The sequence below is a fragment of the Shewanella sp. KJ2020 genome, assembly GCF_024197625.1.
GTDB lineage: Bacteria > Pseudomonadota > Gammaproteobacteria > Enterobacterales > Shewanellaceae > Shewanella.
In genome coordinates, this window is the sequence record NZ_JAKUKD010000004.1 from 69,903 (window position 1) to 93,870 (window position 23,968).

19 protein-coding genes and 1 riboswitch are annotated in these 23,968 nt (G+C 47.7%); of the genes, 5 read left to right on the forward strand and 14 right to left on the reverse strand.

What is annotated here, in order from left to right:
* Positions 1 to 6 precede the first annotated feature (6 nt).
* The 5 genes from ruvA to MJO46_RS02455 form a co-directional block, all read right to left on the reverse strand.
* Entirely contained in the window at positions 7 to 624 is a 618-nt protein-coding gene (gene ruvA, locus MJO46_RS02435; protein ID WP_253987962.1) for a Holliday junction branch migration protein RuvA, read from the reverse strand.
* Positions 621 to 1,142: a crossover junction endodeoxyribonuclease RuvC gene (ruvC, locus tag MJO46_RS02440; protein WP_198780071.1), complete on the reverse strand. Its 522-nt coding sequence runs from the start codon at positions 1,140 to 1,142 to the stop codon at positions 621 to 623. The genes ruvA and ruvC overlap by 4 nt, the downstream gene beginning before the upstream one ends.
* Positions 1,143 to 1,208: 66 nt before the next feature.
* Entirely contained in the window at positions 1,209 to 1,955 is a 747-nt protein-coding gene (locus MJO46_RS02445) for a YebC/PmpR family DNA-binding transcriptional regulator (protein ID WP_253987963.1), read from the reverse strand.
* Between the two features lie 175 nt (positions 1,956 to 2,130).
* Entirely contained in the window at positions 2,131 to 3,909 is a 1,779-nt protein-coding gene (gene aspS, locus MJO46_RS02450) for an aspartate--tRNA ligase (protein ID WP_253987964.1), read from the reverse strand.
* Between the two features lie 184 nt (positions 3,910 to 4,093).
* Positions 4,094 to 6,907, reverse strand: coding sequence for a transporter substrate-binding domain-containing protein (locus tag MJO46_RS02455; protein WP_253987965.1), 2,814 nt, complete (start codon positions 6,905 to 6,907; stop codon positions 4,094 to 4,096).
* Positions 6,908 to 7,056: 149 nt separating this feature from the next.
* On the opposite strand from MJO46_RS02455, the gene cmoA reads away from it, so the two are divergent.
* From cmoA to MJO46_RS02475, 4 genes are all read left to right on the forward strand, one after another.
* Complete coding sequence (gene cmoA, locus MJO46_RS02460; protein ID WP_253987966.1) at positions 7,057 to 7,788, forward strand: carboxy-S-adenosyl-L-methionine synthase CmoA; 732 nt, start codon at positions 7,057 to 7,059, stop codon at positions 7,786 to 7,788.
* Positions 7,785 to 8,777 carry a tRNA 5-methoxyuridine(34)/uridine 5-oxyacetic acid(34) synthase CmoB gene (cmoB, locus tag MJO46_RS02465; protein ID WP_253987967.1) on the forward strand — a complete coding sequence of 331 codons (993 nt, stop codon included), beginning with the start codon at positions 7,785 to 7,787 and terminating at the stop codon, positions 8,775 to 8,777. The genes cmoA and cmoB overlap by 4 nt, the downstream gene beginning before the upstream one ends.
* Positions 8,778 to 8,824: 47 nt before the next feature.
* Complete coding sequence (locus MJO46_RS02470; protein WP_253988034.1) at positions 8,825 to 10,663, forward strand: M3 family metallopeptidase; 1,839 nt, start codon at positions 8,825 to 8,827, stop codon at positions 10,661 to 10,663.
* A 117-nt stretch (positions 10,664 to 10,780) separates the two neighbouring features.
* The gene (locus tag MJO46_RS02475; protein ID WP_253987968.1) at positions 10,781 to 11,683 is read left to right on the forward strand and encodes a LysR family transcriptional regulator; all 903 of its coding nucleotides are present in this window, start codon (positions 10,781 to 10,783) and stop codon (positions 11,681 to 11,683) included.
* A 62-nt stretch (positions 11,684 to 11,745) separates the two neighbouring features.
* Here MJO46_RS02475 and MJO46_RS02480 read toward each other — a convergent pair whose 3' ends face one another.
* The 8 genes from MJO46_RS02480 to MJO46_RS02515 all read right to left on the reverse strand — a co-directional run bounded on the left by MJO46_RS02480 (position 11,746) and on the right by MJO46_RS02515 (position 22,295).
* Positions 11,746 to 13,551, reverse strand: coding sequence for a putative metalloprotease CJM1_0395 family protein (locus MJO46_RS02480; protein WP_253987969.1), 1,806 nt, complete (start codon positions 13,549 to 13,551; stop codon positions 11,746 to 11,748).
* 5 nt (positions 13,552 to 13,556) lie between these two features.
* A complete protein-coding gene (locus MJO46_RS02485) occupies positions 13,557 to 13,820 on the reverse strand; it encodes a chemotaxis protein (protein WP_253987970.1) in 264 nt (87 codons plus the stop codon).
* Between the two features lie 98 nt (positions 13,821 to 13,918).
* Positions 13,919 to 15,034 carry a 2-iminoacetate synthase ThiH gene (gene thiH / locus MJO46_RS02490; RefSeq protein ID WP_253987971.1) on the reverse strand — a complete coding sequence of 372 codons (1,116 nt, stop codon included), beginning with the start codon at positions 15,032 to 15,034 and terminating at the stop codon, positions 13,919 to 13,921.
* Positions 15,031 to 15,795 carry a thiazole synthase gene (locus tag MJO46_RS02495; protein ID WP_253987972.1) on the reverse strand — a complete coding sequence of 255 codons (765 nt, stop codon included), beginning with the start codon at positions 15,793 to 15,795 and terminating at the stop codon, positions 15,031 to 15,033. The genes thiH and MJO46_RS02495 overlap by 4 nt, the downstream gene beginning before the upstream one ends.
* Before the next feature lies 1 nt (position 15,796).
* A complete protein-coding gene (gene thiS / locus MJO46_RS02500; protein ID WP_253987973.1) occupies positions 15,797 to 16,000 on the reverse strand; it encodes a sulfur carrier protein ThiS in 204 nt (67 codons plus the stop codon).
* Between the two features lies 1 nt (position 16,001).
* The gene (locus tag MJO46_RS02505; RefSeq protein WP_253987974.1) at positions 16,002 to 18,770 is read right to left on the reverse strand and encodes a bifunctional hydroxymethylpyrimidine kinase/phosphomethylpyrimidine kinase; all 2,769 of its coding nucleotides are present in this window, start codon (positions 18,768 to 18,770) and stop codon (positions 16,002 to 16,004) included.
* Positions 18,771 to 18,772: 2 nt separating this feature from the next.
* A complete protein-coding gene (gene thiC, locus MJO46_RS02510) occupies positions 18,773 to 20,839 on the reverse strand; it encodes a phosphomethylpyrimidine synthase ThiC (RefSeq protein ID WP_253987975.1) in 2,067 nt (688 codons plus the stop codon).
* Between the two features lie 171 nt (positions 20,840 to 21,010).
* Positions 21,011 to 21,109, reverse strand: a riboswitch (TPP riboswitch).
* 169 nt (positions 21,110 to 21,278) lie between these two features.
* Positions 21,279 to 22,295, reverse strand: coding sequence for a hypothetical protein (locus MJO46_RS02515; RefSeq protein WP_253987976.1), 1,017 nt, complete (start codon positions 22,293 to 22,295; stop codon positions 21,279 to 21,281).
* Between the two features lie 395 nt (positions 22,296 to 22,690).
* On the opposite strand from MJO46_RS02515, the gene MJO46_RS02520 reads away from it, so the two are divergent.
* A complete protein-coding gene (locus MJO46_RS02520; protein WP_253987977.1) occupies positions 22,691 to 23,374 on the forward strand; it encodes a hemolysin III family protein in 684 nt (227 codons plus the stop codon).
* 24 nt (positions 23,375 to 23,398) lie between these two features.
* Here the strand turns inward: MJO46_RS02520 and MJO46_RS02525 are convergent, their stop codons facing one another.
* Complete coding sequence (locus MJO46_RS02525) at positions 23,399 to 23,929, reverse strand: NUDIX hydrolase (RefSeq protein ID WP_253987978.1); 531 nt, start codon at positions 23,927 to 23,929, stop codon at positions 23,399 to 23,401.
* Positions 23,930 to 23,968 lie beyond the last annotated feature (39 nt).

Sequence of the window (23,968 nt, forward strand, 5' to 3'; positions counted from 1 at the left end):
CCTCAATCAGAGCATCGACTTAAGAGCAGCTTTAATCAAGGTCTCTGAATCCATGCCCTCTTTGTAAGCTGCAGATACCGATTTACTCGCCTGTGGTGGTTTATAACCCAGTGAAATTAAGGCTGAGATGGCGTCTTCTTCGGCACTATTGACCGTGGGTGCAGGAGAATAATTGGACTGCAGCACAAATTCGCGTTCAGAACCTGCAGAGGCCTCCATTAAGCTCTTGAGCTTATCACGCATTTCTACTAATAAACGCTCGGCCGTTTTCTTACCAACGCCCGGTAATTTAACTAGCGTCACTATATCATCACGCTCAACACAACCGACAAATTCTCCGGCTGTCATACCAGATAAAATGGTCAATGCGAGTTTTGGCCCAACGCCATTGGTCTTGATCAGTAAGCGGAACAATGCCCGTTCCTGCTTAGTGATAAAGCCATAAAGTAGCTGGGCATCTTCACGCACCACAAAGTGAGTGTAGATCACCGTTTCATGGTTAATTTCGGGTAATTCATAAAAACTGGTGAGTGGCATTTGTAACTCGTAACCCACACCATTAACATCAATCAGTATCTCAGGTGCTTGTTTTTCAACTAACACGCCACGTAAACGACCTATCATCTGTACCGTCCGTATGTTCTCGCCGTTGCTCGGCCACTTAATGCGATTAAACTCTGACTAGTGTGATAATGACACACAGCAACTCCAAGTGCATCGGCAGCGTCTGCCTGGGGTGCGGCGGGTAATTTCAGCAACTGCTGGATCATATGTTGCACTTGCTCTTTCTTCGCTCGTCCCGTCCCCACCACGGCACTTTTAATTTGAGTGGCACTGTATTCTGCCACGGGCAAATTCGCCACGGTAGCGGCAACGATGGCCGCCCCCCTTGCCTGGCCTAGCTTTAACGCCGAATCGGCATTCTTTGCCAAAAACACCCGCTCGATAGCAAATTCATCCGGTTGATATTGGCGGATAATTTCGCTTATTCCATCAAAAATTTGCTTGAGTTTTTGAGGTAATTCTTCACCCGATGTACGAATACAACCACTGCCTAAATAAATTTGGTGTCGCCCCTGACACTGGATAACACCGTAACCGGTTATCCGTGAACCTGGGTCAACACCTAAAATAATTGCCATTATGTGCCTTATATTGGACAGAAAAATGCCAAAGTGACCCAATGCTAACATGTCACATGGGCGGAATTAACCTAAGCTTGCCATGACCTCATCGGAAATCTCGGCATTGTGATACACTTCTTGCACATCATCATGCTCCTCGAGTGTATCGATAAGACGCATAAATTTCTCCGCGGTGTCGGCATCAAGTTCAGCCTTGGTCGAGGCAATCATCGAAATTTCCGCATTCTCACTGGTAAAACCCGCCCCGTCGAGGGCATCTTTTACCGCGTAAAATTCATTAGGATCGGTAAACACATCGATAGCACCATCATCGTAGCTCACAACATCCTCGGCGCCTGCCTCAAGGGCCGCATCCATTAATGTATCTTCATCGGTTCCCGCCGCATAGGAAAGCACGCCGCGTTTGGTAAACAGATAAGACACTGAGCCATCAGTGCCTAAATTGCCACCGGATTTACTAAAGGCATTACGCACGCCACTCACAGTGCGATTACGGTTATCCGTCATGGTTTCGACCATCACAGCGGTGCCACCGGGGCCATAACCTTCGTAGATAATGGTTTCGAGTTGCTGACCTTCTAATTCACCGGCGCCACGCTTAATCGCGCGCTCGACCGTATCGCGGGTCATATTGCCACCCAGCGCCTTATCGATGGCAACACGCAAACGTGGATTAGAATCGGGATCAGAGCCGCCTTCACGGGCGGCAACCGTTAGTTCACGGATAAATTTGGTGAATAGCTTACCGCGTTTAGCATCTTGCGCCGCTTTGCGATGTTTAATATTGGCCCACTTACTATGACCTGCCATGGGAGATCTCCTTTAGTCATAGCCATTGCACATCTTATCAATAGCCGAATATCTCACTGACTGGCAAAGATCCCATTAGGCTTTGATAACACAAGATATTGATAAGAAATGAAATGACGAGATGATAAAACAAACCGAGGCCAGCGCCTCGGTTTATGAAACAACAAACGAGAAATTATGCTTCCGTTTTAACGGCTTTTTCGACTACCGCAATCCCTAATTCAGCCAGTTGCTGTGGATTAGCAAAACCTGGCGCATTGGTCAACGGACACGCGGCCGTGGTGGTTTTCGGGAACGCCATCACATCACGGATCGACGTCGCTTTGGTCATCAGCATGATGATACGATCTAAACCAAAGGCTAAGCCAGCATGCGGCGGCGTGCCATAACGCAGCGCTTCTAACAGGAAGCCGAACTTCTCTTTGGCTTCATCGTCGGTAATACCCAGAATACGGAATACCGCAGACTGCATTTCTTGATTGTGGATACGCACCGAACCACCGCCTAATTCGCAGCCGTTTAACACCATGTCATAGGCATCGGAGACGCGATTTGCGGGGTTAGCTTCAAGCTCTGCGGGCGTTACGCCGCGCGGCGCAGTGAAAGGATGGTGAACCGCGTGGAAGCTGCCGTTGATCTTCTCAAACATGGGGAAGTCAACGACCCACAGTGGACGCCATTCACCTTGGAGTAAGTTAAAGTCTTCGCCGGCTTTCAGACGCAGTGCGCCCATAGATTCGGCAACTACAGTCGCCTGATCGGCACCAAATAGGATGATATCGCCGGTTTGCGCTGCCGTGCGGCTCACGATTTCATTCACTATGCCTTCGTTTAAGAACTTAAGCACAGGCGATTGAATGCCCTCTAAGCCAAGGCTTAGGTCATTAATCTTCATCCAAGCTAAGCCTTTAGCACCATAAATGCCGACAAACTTAGTGTAATCATCGATTTGCTTACGAGACAGAGCAGCGCCGCCCGGAATACGTAGCGCAGCAACTCGGCCTTCTTCATCGTTAGCAGGGCCTGAGAATACCGCAAACTCCACTGCTTTGAGTAAATCGGCAATGTCCACCAGCTCTAATGGGTTACGTAAATCTGGCTTGTCTGAACCGAAACGACGCATGGCCTCGTTGTAGGTCATACGTGGAAATTCGCCTAAATCGACGTTGAGCATTTCAAGGAATAGACCGCGCATCATTTCTTCGGTCTTCGCCATTACTTGCTCAGACGTCATAAATGAGGTTTCGATATCGATTTGGGTGAATTCTGGCTGACGGTCGGCACGTAAGTCTTCGTCACGGAAGCATTTTACGATTTGATAGTAACGGTCAAAGCCTGACATCATCAGCAACTGTTTAAATAGCTGTGGCGACTGTGGCAAGGCAAAGAATTGGCCCTTGTAGGTACGGCTCGGGACTAAATAATCGCGGGCACCTTCTGGCGTTGCCTTAGTCAGAATTGGCGTTTCAATATCTAAGAAACCGTTTGAATCGAGGAAACGACGCACAGCGCTGGTCACCTTAGCGCGGAACATCAAACGCTGCGCCATTTCTGGGCGACGTAAATCTAAATAACGGTACTTAAGACGTTGCTCTTCACTGTTGTTTTGATAGTTATCCAAGCTCAGTGGCAGCGGATCGGCAGCATTGATAATGGTCAATGCTTTACCTAAGACTTCAATCTCACCCGTCTTCATTTGACCATTGACTTGGCTGTCAGGACGGGCACGAACGAGACCTTTGACCTGAACACAAAACTCGGCGCGCAGCGTGCTGGCGACAGCGAACACCTCAGGCAAGTCTGGATCATAAACCACTTGGACCAGACCTTCTCTGTCTCTTAAATCTAAAAAGACAACACCACCCAAATCACGGCTACGATTAACCCAACCTACCAAGGTAACTTCTTGTCCAACGTGAGACTTATTGACGTCTCCACAATAATGACTGCGCATCTAACTCTATCCTTTATCCGGAAACCGGTGCTTTGGAAATAATCAAAACGAGATAAAAGCGGCATTATAGTCAAATAATGCCGATTACCAAAGTACTTCACTCTTAGGCGGTGAAGTATCAAACAGTTTTACGCCCTTGACTAGTAGCGAACGCACTGTCGGCGAATAAGCGTTCAAAAAAACATCAAGCGAGGCGATAACAACGACCACCGGCACTCTTGGCTTGATACATGAGCTGATCGGCCTTTTTCAACAATCCGATGGCGGTATCACCATCACGGGGATAGATCACCACACCTATGCTCACGGCGATATCAACATTGACCCCTTCTATAGTAAAGGTGCTAGCGAGTGACTGCAGAATATTATCAGCAACTTGGGTAGCCGCATCGAGATCTTGCACACGATTTAGTAGGATTACAAACTCATCGCCACCAAAACGCGCAACCGTATCTGAGCCGCGTACCGCCTTGGTCAACAACTGTGCAACACGCACTAATAACTCATCCCCTATAGGGTGTCCGTAATGATCATTGATCTGCTTAAATCCATCTAAATCAACAAACAATAGGGCAAAATGAGCCTGTTCCCTTTGGTGCGATAACAGGGCCTGGGATAAACGATCGTCGAGCAAGGCACGATTAGGTAACTGAGTTAACGCATCGTGGTTCGCCACATAGAGCAGGCGCTTTTCCGCCGCAAGGCGACGGGTAATCTCAAGGTTAAGTCTTCGATTAACCGCCAACACCGCAACCATCACCACAGATAGTGCCAACATCCCTAAGAGTAAATAGCGCAGCCATTGAATATATTGACTATTATCCGATTCCACAGAGAAAGACACCCAGTGGGAATAGATCTGCTGCTGACGCCTAGCATCGATCTGCCCCAGCACTTTATTGATAAGCGGCACTAATGGTTTGAACTGAGGATAAACACCTATATGGCTGTGCTGATCGGCTAAGTCACTCAGGAGCGACATCTTCAGCGAAGGGTATTGACCCGCTTTAAGCTCAGAGGCCAAGGTCACGACTTTATCGATAAACACATCGGCATGGCCATTTGCCACGGCGTCAAGCCCGGCTTGAGTATCAGGCACAAGCACAAGTTTGAGCGACGGCTGCAGCGCCATAAGTTGGGCAACTAAGTGATAACCTTCCACCACCGCGACTCTTTGCCCTGCTAATTGGCCGATATTAAAGACGGACACTTGTTCTAGTTGCGACACCAGCCCCCAAGGTGATGGCCAATAGGCATCACTGAACGCTAGCCTTTGTTGGCGCTCTGCGGTTTGTGCCACACTGCCCGCCAAGGCTATCTCGCCCCGCTGCAGGGCTTGAATAAGACCATGCCAATCATCGAAGGCAACGGCGGTTAGCTTAAGCTGCAATTGTTCTTGCAGCAGCTTGGCCACATCACTATTGATCCCTGCAAATTCGCCCTTTTCATCGGTAAATTCCATAGGAGACCATTGCTTGAGATAACCCATTTTCACTTCCCCGAGTCCGTCAATATAGGCGCGTTCCTCGGGGGTTAATGTGATCTGGTTATGGGCAACTCCATTGAAGATATGGTCCTTGGGATTGAGCATCCATTTTTGCTCAATATTGGCAAACTCTTGGGTGCTGATGCTGCTAAACCCGTTCGCTATCCGCTGTATCAGCCCAGGATCATCGCTGCGCGCTAACACATAGATATCGGTCGAGAATTCAAGATCGGGATACTGATGAAATTCGGACCAGCCTTTATTGAGCAGCAAATAATGGGATGTCCAAGCGCCCGAAGCGACAAATCCGACAATTTCACCCGCCCTAGCCCCTGCCACCATAGCATCCATAGAGTCGTAATAACGTAACGGTACCTCTGGCAGGGATTTCCTTAGGTTAACAAGGTAAGGTGCTGTCGGTAGTACACCTATGCGTTTCCCTTTTAACTGGTGTAAATCCGTTAATTGCTGTTGGTAGAGAAATAAACGGCTCTTTACCGTATAGAGTTGCCATGCTCGAGTGAGTCCCGTTTTAAGATCATCGCTCTCTGGATATCCAATGTGCACATCGGCCAAGCCTTGGCGCACATCATTCACACTGGTGTTCATATCACCGGGAATAAAATCGATACCGATACCCGTTTTTTCAGACCACAATTGCCACATGTCGACATATAAACCGTGGGGTAAACCATCAACCCCAAGGTCCACAAAGGGCTCAACGCCAAGCTGCATAGCGATCACTAATCCATTTTTTTGACTGTGGTAGCCAAGCCAGCGACGTTCAGTTTGCTGAATAAAATGGGGATCTAACGCCATAAAACCTTGGTTAATCTTATCGAGCAGAGCTTGATTACCTTTGAGTACGGCGGGAACAAACTGCATCGCTTTAATTTGGAGCCGTGCAGTGATAGGAAAGTTAGCCGAAATATCTTGGGATGACGAAGGGTCTTTTAAGTATCCCTCAAGTCCCGCAAACACCACAGTCTCACCCGACACGACACCCGCAAGCAATTTTTCACGGCTCTCATAGCGTTTAAAGACTAATTTAGGTTCGATTCGGTGCAATTCCGCTTCGTGGGAAGAACCAGCCACAACCCCAATCTGATAGGGAACCAACTCAGTAATCGATTTTTTACCCTGCAAGGATTTATGCAAATACAAATAAGTCCCCACATCGGCAATCGGGGTAGCAAAATCAAATATCACTTCACGTTCAGGGGTTTTCCCCATGCCTAAATGAACTTGGGCTTTACCTTGCTGCAGTTGCTCTAGGGATTCATGCCAATGGCGCGCAACAAATATGATATCGGTATGGGTTTGCTTAGCCCATTCTTTCCAGAGATCCACGAGTAGACCACTGGGCTCACCGTCACTATCGACATACTGATAGGGAAAACTGTCTTCTCCCATGACCACAACAAGTGGCATAGAGGGCGCATTGCTGGCCTGTCCAGCCATGCTCCAAAAACAGCAACATAAGATCACAATTAAATGGATCACTAACTTCAAGTTGGGTCCCTAGTACCTGATGTACATGTAACGATTTTGTTATCTTTGGCATATTAGACAAAAATTTATCGCAAATTACTAGCCTGAGACTTGCTGCTAATCAATGGGATTCGTTAAAATGCCGGGTTGAATTTCCGAGATAAACCCAGATGAACGCTTCTCAAGATACGATCTACGCTCAACCGAGTGAACACATTAGCGATTTCCAGTTTGATAATCGAGTGGCTGGCGTCTTCAGTGACATGATCCGCCGCTCAGTACCTGGATACACGCAAATTATCAATACCATAGGCGATTTTGCGCATCGTTTCGTCATACCAAATACGCAAATCTATGATTTAGGTTGTTCCCTAGGCGCTGCGACCTTAAGTATCCGTCGCCAAATCCAAGGCCGTCAGTGCCGTATCATTGCCGTAGATAATAGTGAATCTATGGTGACGCGCTGCCAAGAAAACTTAAGCGCCTATGTGAGCGACACCGATGTTGACCTCGTCTGTGGTGATATCCGTGATATCGATATTCAAAATGCGTCATTGGTGGTACTCAACTTTACATTGCAGTTTTTACCGCCAGAAGATAGAGATGCGCTGATCGCTAAAATTTATCGAGGCCTCAATCCCGGTGGCATACTCGTACTCTCGGAAAAAATTCGCTTCGAGGATGCCCCGATCCAAACCTTACTTGAAGAGCAACATTTAGATTTCAAGCGGGCCAACGGCTATAGCGAACTCGAAATTAGCCAAAAGCGCAGCGCGCTGGAAAATGTGATGAAACCCGACACCTTAACCACGCACCAACAGCGCCTTACTAGCCAAGGATTTAGCCACTTTAGTCTTTGGTTTCAATGTTTTAATTTTGCATCTATGGTAGCCATCAAGTGATCAGTTTTAGTTCGTTTTACCAACAAATTGCCGATTCAAATCTGCAGCATTGGCTCGAAACCCTCCCCAGTATTTTGGGTAAATGGCAACGGGAGCATAAACACGGCAACTTACCTAAATGGGAAAAAGTGCTCAATAAGCTGCACTACCCTTTGCCGGACCAAGTGGATTTTATCGATAGTGTCACCGTCGGTACAGGTGAGCAACTCAGTCCTGGTGAAAAGGAAAAGTTAGAAAATCTTTTACGCCTCTTTATGCCTTGGCGTAAGGGGCCTTTTCATATTCACGGTATTCATATCGATACCGAATGGCGCAGCGATTGGAAATGGGATCGGGTAAAACAGCATATTTCACCACTCCATAATCGAACCGTGCTCGATGTCGGCTGTGGCAGTGGTTATCACATGTGGCGTATGTTGGGCGCAGGGGCACAACGTGTAGTAGGTATCGATCCTTCGCCATTGTTTTTATGCCAGTTTGAAGCGGTAAAACGATTAGCCGGCAACCATCACCCAGTGCATCTTTTACCCCTAGGGATTGAAGAATTACCCCCACTCGATGCCTTCGACACGGTTTTCTCCATGGGCGTTTTGTATCACAGGCGCTCACCTATCGATCATTTGCTGCAATTGCGGGATCAATTACGCATGGGAGGTGAGCTAGTGTTAGAAACCTTAGTCATCGATGGCGATGAAAATGCCGTACTCGTTCCCCAGGATAGATATGGCAAGATGAATAATGTATGGTTTATTCCATCGGTCGCAGCTTTAATGCTCTGGTTAAAGAAGTGTGATTTCACCGATATACGTTGCGTCGATATTGATGTCACCGCCCTTGCTGAGCAGCGCCGTACCGACTGGATGCCCAATGAGTCACTGGTTGAATACCTAGATCCAACGGATATCACAAAAACGATTGAAGGTTATCCGGCGCCCAAGCGTGCCACGATTATTGCGGTGAAAAATCAGCCTAACTTTGATCTCAATTAGCGGATAAACCATGGTTTTTTCTATGACAGTTGCAAAGCCCAATGCCTATACTAAAAACCACCTTAACCGCTAGCCTAGCTCTTTGCTTACTGTCCTCCGCTGCGGTAAACGCAGCGCCAAGCCCTGTGCCGCTGTTAGTCGAACAATGTTTACGATTGCCCAGTATCGAGCTAACAAGCGCCTTTGCCATTCTCAAGGATCGCAAAGTTGAGGCCTTAGAAAATGGTGCTTTAACGCCCGATACGCCACTGGATCTGTCACTGGCTGAGCAAGCCTTAGTGTTAGAACAACAGACCATAGGGCTGAATAATATCAATGACAGGTTGAAGTATTACCGTGGTTTCAATCTCTCAAGCGAGGAACGACAAGGGCTACTGCAATGCCAGTTACACTTAGCCGACACATTCAGCAACTTAGTGAATCAAGCGGAATTTAAACAGCTTTCCGGTGCATTAAGCCAAGGTAATCGCGAGCAAGTATTACTGGGTTCGCAACTTAACTCCTTGTTAAGTCAGCATTGGGATCTGAGCTATAAAGCCAAACTGCACACAGCCCAGGCGAGTATTCGACGGGGGTTAGCAAACCAACAACTGAGTCTCGATATCCAAAATGGTCAATGCCAGCTCCCCACTGAGGCGCAATACAACTCAGGGGAAATAGCGTTAGATGAGCAAACTAATGAGCCTAAGAGTGAGCCATTTTCAGGCACCATTGCCAATTATCTGTTAAAACAAACCGATCCACAGTGCCGCCAAACCGTGTGGCAGGCTTACCAAGGACGGGCGAGTGAATATAACCAAACGGCACTGAACCGCATCGCCGTTCTATGGCAAGAGGCCGCAACTGCCGCAGGTTTTAACGATTACGCCAGTTTGCGTTTGAATTCGCAGCAGCTCTCATCACCCACGTTAGTTAAAGCATTTCTCGACAGCCAAACAGAGGTTATCAATGTTGCCCCTTGGGATCTTGGTCGACATTTAGCAACGCTGGACGCTGCCGATGGTCCAATATTATCGACTCAGGTCATGCTCAGTGAAGGTTTTACCTATCTAGCCACTATGGGGCTTAAGTTTGAGTCCTTGCTCCCTCAGCAACAGGGCAAATTGCCAACACAGCAAATGGTTCGCGTCTACCATCAACAAAGATTACTGGGTGAACTTTATATTTCCTTCGATGAAGTACAGCATCGCCGCAATAACCAACAGACGCTGCGCCAAAGTGTTATAGGCCAGCAATTTGGGCAACAGGCCTTAGATCTCAAACCACAACTCAGCAGTTACAAAGATATAGAGCAATTTACCCAAGCCATTGCCGAGGCCATCACGGCCCTTGCCCGGGGTAGTCACTTTTACCTCAATAATACCTTAGCCCCAACCATGGATAGCAATCAGCTGCCTAGCCTATGGTTGGCCGAAGTGCTACGCCATGAGCTTTTTCCTGAGTTTACAGCAGATTATCTCAATGAGCGGGGCTCACTTGCTAAGGCCTATGCAAAACAAATGAAAGTCTTTCGCGCTAAGGTTGCGTTAGATTTTTCCCAGGACTTAAACACACAAAGTTACCCCGATCTTAGTGCTGAATTTGAAAAGAGTTTTGGCCAGAGTTGGCCGCAATCCAGCCATTATCAATATAGCTTCAGTGCTATCGCCAACGAAGGACCTCTCTATTATCAGTCCCTTTGGCAGTCAGCATTAGCACAGTTCATCTATCAAACCACCCTGAATACCCAAGATAAAGCCGATTTATTTCAGCTTCTGGTTGTCAATGAGGATGCACTCACCTTGAGCAGCCAGTTGAGTGCCTGCCTTGGTGATCCCATCGATCCCGCATCCCTCATTCAAAGAATGGCTAAAGCCGTAACTGAAGGGCAAAACCAAAAACAATAAGCCCGCGCTTGCCTGAAGATACGCGTTTAAACTTGTTTGGGTATATGCGGAATTAATTGAAAAAATGATAATTAGCCGCCACTATAAGCTCTTATCTATCGTTTTTTTGAGACTATTATGACTCGGGCTAAATCCACCCTAGAGCAGTGGCGTATTCTGCAAGCCGTCGTCGATTTTGGCGGGTATGCCCAAGCGGCTGAAAAACTGAATAAGAGCCAGTCGTCCCTCAATCATGCCGTAGCCAAATTGCAGCACCAACTTGGGATAGAACTGCTTGAGGTTAAGGGGCGTAAAGCCTATCTCACCCAGCAAGGTGAAGTGCTATTACGCCGTTCACGCCATGTCACTCAAGCGGTCAGCGAGTTAGAGCAACTTGCCAGCAATCTTGAGCAAGGCTGGGAACCCACACTCACTATCGCCCGCGAAATTATCTATCCAATGGAGAGCCTAGTCTGTGCCCTCAATGATTTTCTTCCCCATAGTCGCGGCACTCGCATCATAGTGTTGGACTCTGTGATCACTGGGACCCAGGAGTTAATCCAACAGAATAAAGTGGATATTGCGATCTGTGCCGGCATTCCGCCAAAAGGCTATTTATCCGAGCCTTTGTGTGAACACGAACTTCATCTAGTTTGCCATCCAAGCCACCCACTCGCCGAAATAGGCACCCTCGATGATGATAAACTTCTGGCGCAACACCTGCAGATCGTCATTAAAGATACTGGGGTGCAATCCAATATCGATATAGGTTGGCTTAAGGCTGAGCAGCGCTGGACTGTCTCCAATTTCCATGAGGCAAAAGTGATATTAAAGCAGGGTATTGGTTTTTGCTGGATACCTTCATTCCTTATTCAAGAGGAATTGGCCTCGGGGGGATTAGTGCGCTTGCATTTGCAGGGCAGTCAAAAACGCCGGATTATCTTGAGTCTAGTGATCCCCAATCGCGATCAGCAGGGCCCGGCATCAAAGTTACTCGCCTCAATGATCTTAAAACAGCATGATCAAAACACCACAGCATAACAACGATGGAATAAGAGAATTAATCCGCTCAATATATCAGTATTCGGGCAAATACTCTGAGCCTACACACTGACATCAAGAAAACGGGCTTGTTGATGACCAACCGAAGTGTAAAAACGCGTTGCGCCGTTGTCCATTTGGGCCAAAGAGGCTTCCCTATGCAATGCCTCCCTAGAGTTACCATGGCTATTTTGTGATTGCGTAGCATTAAAGGCTAATGTGGCCATTGGAGGCTCAACACTCTCAGGAATTACCTCATCTTCAGTTGCCTTAGGTGAAGATATCTGCTCCGCTATTGTTTGTTTTATCTTATCAATCGCTTCTGTGACGGGTGTTGAAGCCGATTCCTGGGGCTTTACAATATTACCGGACGCATCCACCTCTCCTGCTACGCTAATAGTGTGCTCCTTAAGGGGGGGCAACTCATCAATTTGAGCATCCGCACCAATCAAAGTTTGAACTGTTTCTTGATCCACAATTTGCTTCTGACGCTCCTCGGCCAGTAATGCTTTAGCTTCTTCCATTTTCTTTAGGGCTTCTGTGGCAACGCGAATATCAGCACTAGAAGGATCAACGGGCGCCATGGCCGCTGCATAGACTTGCTTCATTTTATTGATCGTTGCTTGGGGATCACCAGGCACTGCGGACACATCAATTTGCACTTCGCCATCGATCGCATAACGTTGCCCATCCACGCCCTTTTGATATTTAAAACTGGGACTCTGAGCATACTGACCGCCAACGGTCGCATGGGCATGCTCATGGGCTTTGACCTCTATATCCCGAGATTTAAGCGCTTCTACCTGTGCTTTTTGCTGTTCAATTGCCTCTTGCTCTTCGGCTTGCTGTTGTTTCTCTTTAGCTATTTCCGTGGATTGCGCTTGCGTTGCATTTTTGGGTTCTTCTTCCCCCAGTGCGTTCGCCGGGGCTTGGCTGTTTTGCGCCGCAAAAATCGCAGCTAATGCTTGCTGTTTTTCCTCCTGCTGACGGGCAGCTTCCGCTTGTGCCGCTTTATCCTGTTGTGTCTTAACGTCTTTTTCATCATTTACAGACTTGCCAAACACTGAGTTAAATTGATCCTGTATCGACTTTTGTTCGATGTTTTGTTCGATGCTACTGGGCTGTTGTTCAACGGAAGTCAAAGGAGTTTCATTGGGTGCAGAAGCGTTTATTCCAGAGAACGCGGTATTATTCCCCCTTGTTTGCTCCCTAGAAATATCAACGAAAATATCCGAGTCAGTCACTATATCAGAGGCGATGGACTCACTCGCTTGGGAAAAAGCACCGCCCATTGGGCGAAGTGGTAAAGGAGAAGCTCCTATCGCGGAGGAATTCCCCCCAATGCTCCCTCCAATGTCAGAGAATGCCGAGATAAAAGGCTCGAAGACCGCCACATCTGTGGCATCCATTGATGGGGCATGTTGGGCACCAAGTGCTACAGATGGTGCCACAGCTGTCGACATCGGCGCGGCAATCTGTCCATCGCGCATGCCAGTTATGGAGCGTGGGCCTGTCAGTAAACTGAAACTCGCGCTATCTGAATGTAAGGCAACGCTGGGGAGAAAAGCATCTACATTAGGGGAATTTGAGCTAGAGGGACTCGAGGTAACAGATTTAGATGCAAGAAGAGAGGCGCGGCCAGCTTCGCCAGTGGCACTGGACAACAGGGGTTCAATCGGCCCACTCGCTTCAATTTTAGGGGAGCTGAACAGTGAGGTTACAGCGGTTTGAGTTAATGCCGCCTGACCGCTCGCTCCTTGATAAACCTTATCGCCTTGATAAATCTTAGTTTGGTGCTGTGGCTTATCATGCCCTAAAAACGAAGAGGATGGCGCTCCAACCTGGGATGATAGCGCCACGACAGACATAGTAGTTAAACCTTGATATCAATGATCGAGCCTATGGTTTCTGAATCGGCCTCAATCACTTCGGCCGATGCTTCACCTTGCCTTAATGACTCATTGGCGGCGAGCAATGCCGAAACTTTATCGGTTTGTGCCACTTCTTTGCTGGGCTCTGCCGGGGTGGAGCTTTGAGTCGATGTCGGTTTAGCCACATCGATCGTCGCTTGAGTCAACCCTGATTGAGCACTTTGCAAGCCCTGCAGACCGGATGAATAAGCAGATTGAATTTGCATAACGGTATTCCTGCACCTGTGATAATGGGTTAATTATTAACCAAGCCTCCCTGAATGTACAGGCCTATCGCCGTTTCGAGCCATATTTTCTCTGGGATTTATTCCACAATCCACGCCGATTCCCAATCCTTAAATACGGGATTAAAACCCTGCCGTTGCATCTGTTCGATGACTTGCTCGACGCTGCGATCATCGCTTATCTCAAATTGATCGAGTTGACTGTCAGGTGCTTGATAGCCGCCCGGTTGCGTCGAACTGCCCGCACTGATTTGCGTGATCCCAAGTGGCAAAAGATTATCCCTCAGCTCAGGGCTTTCCCTTGTCGACATGCTGATATCAAGCTGTTGATTAAAAAGTCTAAATGCACAAATTATTTGCACTAAACCTAAATCGGATAACATAACCTTTGGGGTGATCCCGCCAGTACAAGGCCTTAACCTTGGTAGCGAAATACTAAAGCGGGTGCGCCAATAGTGCTTCTCTAAATAATCGAGATGATATCCCATCATTAACGCATCTAAACGCCAATCATCCAGCCCCAGTAATACCCCAAGACCAATTTTATCGACACCCGCCCTTGCTATCCTATCTGGAGTTTCCAAACGATTGGCAAAATCCTGCTTTTTCCCCCGCGTATGATGTTTGGCATAGGTTTCTGGTTGATAGGTCTCCTGATAGATCATCACAGCATCTAAACCTAGCGCGACTAACTGGCAATAATGCTCCTCACTCATGGGCTGAACCTCCATCGCCACATGGCTAAATTGCTGCTTTACCAGCGGCAAAATCTGCTTGAAATAATCGATACCGACCTTAGTTTCATGCTCACCCGACACCAGTAAAATCGAATCAAACCCCCTGTCTTTGATAATGGCCATTTCGGCCATCAACTCTTGCTCATTCAAGGTCTTGCGTTTGAGTTTGTTACTCATGCTAAAACCACAGTAATCACATTCATTGGCGCAAAGATTTGAGACGTATAGCGGTAAATACAGGCCCAAATTCGCGCCAAATCGCTGCCGCGTAAGCGCAGCTGAACGTTGCGCCATGGTTTCGATATAAGCTTCTGCCGCCGGTGATAACAAGGCCAGTAAGCTGCGTAAATCCCCTGCGGGGCTCACTAACGCCCGCTCGACATCTTGGGCCGTGCAAGAATACAAATCGAGTAACAGTTTATCCCGTGGGATCTTGGCAAATTCCGCTACAAAACTCATTGATTTAAAAATCCCGTCAGAGGACTGGTGTGTACGGCGCCCGTTTGTACTCGTCCAAGCCCTGCTTCAAAGGCCCGTCTACCGCATTGCACCGCCTCCTTAAAGCACTCGGCCATCACGATCGGCGACGCGCTGCTGGCGATGGCGGTGTTGACGAGCACAGCATCGGCGCCCAGCTCCATTGCCCGCGCAGCCTGTGAAGGCGCGCCAATGCCAGCGTCAATCACCACAGGCACCCGCGCCTGCTCTATGATGATGTTTAAAAAGCTCTCAGTGACTAAACCTTGATTACTGCCAATCGGGCTCGCCAGTGGCATAACCGCAGCGCAGCCTACTTCTTCCAAACGACGACAGAGCACAGGATCGGCATGCACATAGGGCAACACGATAAAGCCTTTATCACAGAGGATTTTAGCCGCGGCTAAGGTTTCAATCGCATCGGGCATCAGATACTTAGGATCGGGGTGGATTTCGAGCTTAATCCAATGAGTTCCCAGCATTTCACGGGCAAGTTCAGCGGCAAACACCGCTTCCTTGGAGTTTCTCGCCCCCGAAGTGTTAGGCAATAGCCGTACACCCGCTTGGCGTAACGGTGTGAGTAAATCATCAAGCCCCATTTTAAAATCAATTCTTTTCATCGCAACTGTCACTAACTGCGATTTTGAAGCCGTTATCGCCTCAAGCATCACTTGGCTATTGCTGAATTTTCCCGTTCCGGTAAATAACCGTGATTCAAATTCCACATCGGCAATCTTTAACATACTAGCCTCCCGCCACTGCAGAAAAAAGTTCTAATTTATCTTCATGTTGGCAGAGAATAGATTGCCAACGATTACGCGGAACCACCTCTGCATTGAGCACGATAGCCACTGAATCGAGGGCGATATCTTGCGCAAGAACCACAGCCGCGAGCGACGTCGGTTCTGATAACGACTGCGGGATATTATTTATGTGAATTAAAATCATATCAAACCTCAAAACAATGCATCTTAGTTGATGGAGTAATCTCTTTTGAACCACATACATCACAGTGGGGATCCCGCGTTAATACCGCCGCTGTCCATGCAAGGGATTGCGCATCGAAGCGCCAAAAACGCCCCAACAAGGCACTTTTAGATTCATCACAATCGCTATCCGCACTCAGCAAGAGTTGCATGGCGACTAAGGATTGCATTGACGCCATCACGCCCACGCTGGGCCCTAGTACGCCTTGGGTACTGCAGCTCTGCGACACTCTCGTCTGCGCGGGGAAAATACAGTGATAACAACCACCGGAGGGAAACTGCATTTGATCGACCGCGAACAATTGGCCGCTAAATGCTGCGATTGATGCGCTGACTAAAGGTAAAGCCGCTTCGATACAGCTGCGATTGATGGCTTGGCGAGTCGCAAAGTTATCGGTGCAGTCAAGCACTAGCACTTTTTTACCCTGTTGTTTCGCCTCTAGAATATCAGCCAAGTGATGAGCAGCAGTTTCTGTATTAAATGCTGTTTCATGGGCAGTCACAGTGCACTGCGGCGCTAAGTCATTAAGCTTTTGCTTGGCAACTCGCGCCTTATTGAGCCCGATATCGCCATCGCTGAATAACAATTGTCTTGGCAGATTCGATACTTCAACCTTATCCATGTCGATTAAGGTCAAGCAACCAATACCTGCGCGAGCCAGATACTGCGCCGCCAATTGGCCTAAGCCGCCAAGCCCTACAATAACAACGCTGGCATCGGCCAGTTGCAATTGCCCTGCCTCACCCACTTCTAGCAGTAAGACTTGCCGGGAATAACGCATAAAATCGGCATCGCTAAGTGTTTTGCCACTGACCGTCTCGCCATTATAAAGCGGCTTATTTGTGCTCATATTTGGCATGCACTTAGCCCCCCAATATGGCTCCCAAGCTTGACTCAGCGCTGCAAACGCCGCGACTGGATCCTGAGCCTCGGTTATTGCCCGCACCACAGCAATATTGGCCACACCAGTGGCTTTCACCTTTGCCAGATTATCTAAATCGATGCCGCCAATGGCGACCAAGGGATAATGGTCTTGGAGCAGTGCGACATAGCGTTTAAGTTTTGCAAGCCCTTGGGGGGCCGAAGGCATTTGCTTCGTCGTGGTTGGGAATATATGCCCAAGCGCTATGTAGGATGGCGAACATTGATGGGCCAATAACAGCTCGAAATAGCTGTGGCTGGATATACCAAGCGCGAGTCCCGCCGCTTTAATGGCGGCTAAGTCAGCTACAGCGAGATCTTCTTGGCCTAAGTGCACCCCAAAAGCATGGTATTTTATCGCTAACTGCCAGTGATCATTGATAAAAAGCTGCGCATTAAAATGCTTGCCTAAGGCTATGGCCGTTTGAATTTGTGCTTCTAATTCGGAGCCAATTAACTCAGGTTCGCCTGACTCACATCTACTTTGCATAGATTTACCTAAATCAGATTCGGCTGGCGCTGCAGTAGTTAATTGGCTGATGTCGGTTTTTATCCGTAACTGCAGGGTTTTAACGCCCGCAGCTAACAAACTCTCCAGCATGGTTAAGTCACTCACCACGGGATACACACCAAGATTGATATCGAGCACTTTAAAACCGTGGGATAAAATATTTTGAGGTGGCGTCGAGGCTATTCTTACCTGAACCCTTGCCTGATCTTTTACAGATAAAACTGTTGCAGCTAAATCACTGCCAGCATTCAGGTGTTGATTAAAGTTATGATCGATAAAATTGCCATCGCACTGATTTATCTTGGCATAGCAGGACAAGTCATTAGGCCAACCCGTGCGGGCCAACGGCCCAGGACCTTGTCCTAAGCCAAGCGCCGCGCTTAAGCCTTGACTCACATAGGCTTTAGCGACAACCACAGCATCTTGCAAGACAAAGCCTTGCGCTAACACAGCGGTAATGGCCGATGATAAAGTGCAGCCGCTACCATGGTTATGACGGGTATTTACCCGCTGGCTTGCTAACCAGAAGCGCCCATTTTGATGCAGATCAGAGCTCGCGCGTACTCGATGGCAAACCAGATAATCCTCGGCAAGCTCACGATCCCAGCCATTACTCTTGTAAGCGGTATCAAGAGCGTTAGCGTTAGTTTGAGCATGAGTATCATCAAGAATGTCAGTGCTGCCAAAGCTCACATCGCCCCCTTTAGCGAGCACACTGCAATCAAGACTCTGGGATAAAACCAGTGCCGCGGCTGCGAACTGTGCTTTAGTCGAAACATCACTGTGAGTTAACCGCCCAAGTTCGAGCACATTGGGTGTGATAAGGTCGATTAAGCCTTTGAAAGGCTTAAAATCTAAGGCTGATTTGGCCACACTTTTTATATCCTGACAGTTATCTACTAACGCATCGCCACAACTGGCGACCATCACAGGATCGACAATCACGGGCACGGTTGGATAGTGGCTTTTAAAACTAGCCAGCCAATCTGCCAGCAATGTCACTTGAGATTGATCCGCCAGTAAGCCGATTTTAATCGCTTTGGGCGGCAAGTCTGACAGTAAAGTTGTCAGCTGGGCCATTAACATCGCCGCCGATACGGGCTCGACTAAAGTGACCGCCACTGAGCTTTGCGCCGTCACTGTGGTGATCGCGCTGCAACCGTGACACCCTAAATCTTGAATTGTTGCTAAGTCCGCCTGAATACCGGCACCGCCGCCACTGTCTGAACCGGCTATGGTCCAAACAAACGCGGGGAGCTCGGTATTCATGGGCGTATTATCCCCATGAATACCTAGCATAATTAGGCTTCCTCAGCTTCGGCAACAAGCTTGTCTTTTACCTGCTTGTCTTTCACGTGATAAAGCTCGGCGCCGGAGGCGGTAAATTCTGCCGATTTTAGCGCCATTGCTGCTTCCAACTCCTGCGGCGTTTTAATCGCAACTTGCATCGCTTGAGCAGCCTCTTCAACTGGTTCTGGCTTTGACTCTGCCTTCGTTTGTGCTGCTTCTAAACCTGCGGCATAGGCGCGCACATCTTGAGTGATTTTCATCGAGCAGAATTTAGGGCCGCACATAGAACAAAAATGCGCGACTTTGGCCGATTCCTGCGGTAAGGACTCATCGTGATAAGCCCGCGCGGTGTCAGGATCGAGTCCTAAGTTATATTGATCTTCCCAGCGGAATTCAAAACGCGCCTTTGCCAACGCATTATCACGAATTTGCGCACTCGGATGACCTTTTGCCACATCTGCAGCATGGGCGGCAATCTTATAAGCAATCAAACCTTGCTTAACATCTTGTTTATTCGGTAATCCTAAGTGTTCTTTTGGCGTGACATAACACAACATGGCGCAGCCGTACCAAGCGATCATGGCCGCGCCTATGCCGGAGGTGAAATGATCATACCCAGGTGCGATATCGGTGATTTGTGGGCCAAGGGTGTAAAACGGCGCTTCATCGCAGTGAGCTAACTGCTTGTCCATATTCTCTTTAATGAGCTGCATCGGGATATGTCCCGGCCCTTCGATAATGGTTTGTACGTCGTATTCCCAGGCAATTTTGACTAGCTCGCCTAAGGTTTCAAGCTCGGCAAACTGCGCCTCATCATTGGCGTCGGCAATCGAGCCTGGACGCATACCATCACCTAAAGACAGGGATACATCGTAGGCGACGCAAAGCTCGCAGATCTCACGGAAATGGCTGTAGAGGAAATTTTCTTTGTGATGACTCAGGCACCATTTGGCCATGATAGAACCACCGCGGGAAACGATCCCAGTAACGCGTTTAGCCGTCATCGGCACATAACGCAGCAGCACACCAGCATGAATAGTAAAGTAATCAACCCCTTGCTCAGCTTGTTCAATCAAGGTATCGCGGAACACTTCCCAGGTTAAATCCTCAGCTACGCCGTTCACTTTCTCCAGCGCTTGATAAATCGGCACTGTGCCTATGGGCACTGGTGAGTTACGGATGATCCACTCGCGGGTTTCGTGGATATAACGACCCGTGGATAAATCCATTACCGTATCTGCGCCCCAACGGGTTGACCAGACAAGCTTTTCCACTTCTTCCTCGATGGAAGACGTGACCGCAGAATTACCGATATTGGCGTTCACTTTCACCAGAAAATTACGCCCGATGATCATAGGTTCGGCTTCGGGATGGTTTATATTCAGCGGAATAATCGCGCGGCCACGGGCGACTTCAGCGCGGACAAATTCGGCGGTAATCGGTTCGCCAACTAAGGCACCAAAGGCTTCGCCCTTAGCTTTACGAGTGAGGATTTCATCCTGTACCTGCGCAAGTGCCATATTCTCTCGGATCGCTACATATTCCATTTCTGGAGTGATAATCCCTTGACGGGCATAGTGTAATTGGCTGACGCGTTTACCCTGCAGCGCTCTGCGTGGGCGGACAATGGAATTTGAACCCGCTTCAAAACGCAGATGGTCTAAACCATCATCGGCGAGTCTTTGTTGGGTAAAATCTGAGGTAGCGCAGGGCAATTGCTCCGTGTCGTTGCGGGCTAGGATCCAGTTTTGTCTTAATTTACTAAGACCTAGACGCACATTGATGTCGGCCTCAGGATCGGAATAAGGTCCAGCGCAATCATACACACGAATTGGCGGATTTTTTTCCATGATAGGCGCCTCAGCTGTACCGCCGATAAGGGTATCAGTCTGCAGAATTTGCCGCATGCCAACGCGAATATCGGCACGAGAACCTTCGAGGTAAATCTTTTGCGAATTAGGATGTTGCAGTGGCGCTAACGTATCGATAAAGGCTTGGGCCTGGGCGCGGGTTTCGCGGCGACTCGGCGCTTTGCTGGCCGCGTTGGCCGATGTGTATTGTTGATTCGAACTGGACATAAGCAATCTCACTTTAAAAAAATAGAGTTGCTTGTCTGGAGACTTGAGTTGTTGATAGCTGAGTCAATCGCACCTAAATGCCGAAAAGGCACACTTAGGTTTCATTGCTCAATAACGATTAAATCAGCCTGAATCATTTGTGAGTTGTTCACTATGACCCACGATTTAATGGGTGTTATTACGCTTGTTTCCTTCGCAGGTTTTAACCTGATCAGGTTCAACGGATCCCGAATAAACGGTCTCAGCCAAGAGGCACTCCGACAAGATGAGTGCGCAGTATAGACAGAAGCGGCAGCAACAAACAAGGGAAATAACAATTAAAAATTGCTAAGTAAAATCAAAATAAAAAGACACCTAACTATATGTTTTTAATGAATTAAAATATTAAAAACTCAAATAACCCGAAATTGGCATGAAAATAGATCATAAAAGAAAGTCGCTATTTATGGGGGTTGAGCATCATTTTATTTAATCGAGATTGAATGGCATCATCAATCGCTTGATTGATTTTTTTACCACTGCAGTCAAATGGAAAGCCTAAATTTTCGGCGTATGGATTCACTTGAGTGCCAACTTGTACCACGCGATAACAAGTGTCCCCTTTACGCACAATACGATTCGGATCGAGCGCCAAATCAAAGCTTGTTGGCCCGCTAAAATCATCGGCGTTTGGTACAAACAACACTTCCATCTCAGGGCTTATTTCACTCATATTCGATTTACGGGTAAATTTATCGGCCTGTTCAATCACAAGATCATCGAGCGCTTGTTCACGTTGACGTTCAAAATATTGCTGGGTGAATAGTCCAACACTCGCGCTTGGCGCTTCAAATCCCTTGGCACTTATTCCGCCTTCGCTGGACGCTAGTGTTTGCGACTGCGTCGGCTGAGTTGACGCCTTTGTCGTACTAACAGATTTAACTGCTGTTTTATCTGTATTAGGAGCCTGTAAAGCCTCGGGTTTAGTGCTTGTTACCGGTTTAGGCTCTGGTTTAAGCTCTGCTTGAGACACTGTCTTAGGTGTTGATTTAGATTGCATAACCACTGACTCAACTATTTTACCCTGCGACGCATTGTCTGGCTGAATAGTCGCAGCCTGTGTGGGCGCTTTTGTTGAGGGCGTCTCTCTATCGTCAAGCTTTGGCTGTGTTGATGGCGCATGAATAAAGTAAGCCTTGAGTGTGCTCACCTTAGGAGCCCGCACAGCTAGGGATAAACCTAATTCACCCTGTTGGCTACGCCATAAAAAAACCATGAGGTATAATAATAAACCATGGGCGAATATCACCCCCATTAATAGTTTGAAATTCGAAAGGTTTAATCGATATCCCCAGCCAAGACTCTGTTTTCCCTGACATACAATCCCTCCATTATCTTGCTTATCCATAAAATCGAGTGGCAAGTTCGTATCGAACGACACTCCTGATACGTTTTGGGAGAAGCATTTAATGGGCATGAATCCCTCCGCAGCGGGAATATTATCGGCTTTGGATCCCTTGGTATGACTAAGTGCTAAATCAGGTTGAAAAGGCAACATCCATCCCCTAGAACTGAACTAATCCATTTATCTCTAACGCAAATTAGAGAAAATGACTCAAACAAAGTTCCAAGGGTCTCACTTTAATTGACGTAAGCTTTCCTTTAAATGACGTAGATTTTTGCTTTAATTGCAATGAGTAACAAGTTACGGTGATAATACTTTGATATTGATAAACAGCCATTAAACGGGTGTTTTTAACTTTACCCATCTAAATGCAAAAACAAATTAGCTTACACGTGTAAGCTAAATATGGCTTTCAATTTCATCTACTGTTAGACTCGCTCATTATCGCTATCGAGTGAATAAGCCCTATGCCAAGCCAGAGTATAATCGACCCCAAAGTTAGCAGAGAAAAACCATTGCATATCAATGAATACAGTCTAAATGAAGAGATTGCTAATAGCATTAGCCACTCTCTAGGCGTTATTGCCGGCGTCGTGGGCTTAATCTTAATGCTATTAAAGGGTACAGGGCACCTTTCCAACACTCAACTTACAGGTGTCATTATTTATGGTGCCAGTATCATAGTGCTATTTTTATGCTCAACCTTATACCACAGTGTGACCAATAGACGATGGAAGCATAAACTTAAGATTGCCGATCATTGTGCCATTTATTGTTTAATCGCGGGCACTTATACACCGCTGATGCTGATTAGCCTGCAGGGTACACAGTCCACCGTCATCCTCACGGCAATTTGGTCACTGGCGATTGGCGGTATCTTATTTAAAACGCTATTTATTCATAAATTCAAAAGGTTAAGTCTAGTGCTATATCTTGCCATGGGCTGGTTGTGCGTCACTGTGATCGGCGATTTGACGGCATCGATGACGGAACTGGGGTTTAATTTATTGATTTTAGGCGGGCTCTTTTACACCTTAGGGGTGATTTTTTACGTGGGTAAACGCATCCCCTTTAATCATGCGATCTGGCATTTATTTGTGCTCGGCGGGGCCATGAGCCACTTTCTGTGTATTTATCTGACCGTGATTTAACTGATGATTTAAAAGCAATAAAACCTAGATTAACTCTAATACGATTTGTTTTAGTAGAAAAATTTCACGCTCTATCGACTGGCCTTTCTGGGGATAATTACGCTGAATATCTTCATTATGGGCAATAGCTTGATGGATATTGAGCCATTCGGGCCGCATGCCATTTTTAATCTCATGGGCTTCTAATCGAGTCGCCCCTAAACCACGCTCCCCCAATGCGGTGTCGATACGGCACAGATAACAGAATGACTCCATATGCACGACATTCGCCCCTTCACGGTACCAAGGTCGAAACTCTTCGTAACGGCCAAAGGGCGCCAACACTTGAATGTCTAAGGCGCCAGTTTCTTCCTGCAACTCGCGGACAAGCCCAGCCTCGAGACTCTCACCGTCATCGATTCCACCGCCGGGTAAGCTATAGTCACGGTATTTTTGAGTGTAGAGCAGCAAAATATCTTCACCCGATAACACTATCGCGCGGGCAGCTCGGCGGTAAAAAACGCGTGCCGTGAGTAAATTTATCGCGGGGTTCTGGGTCGATTTCAGTAGACGCATAGCTAATCCATTATCTAAAAGAGTTGAAGCATAAATGAA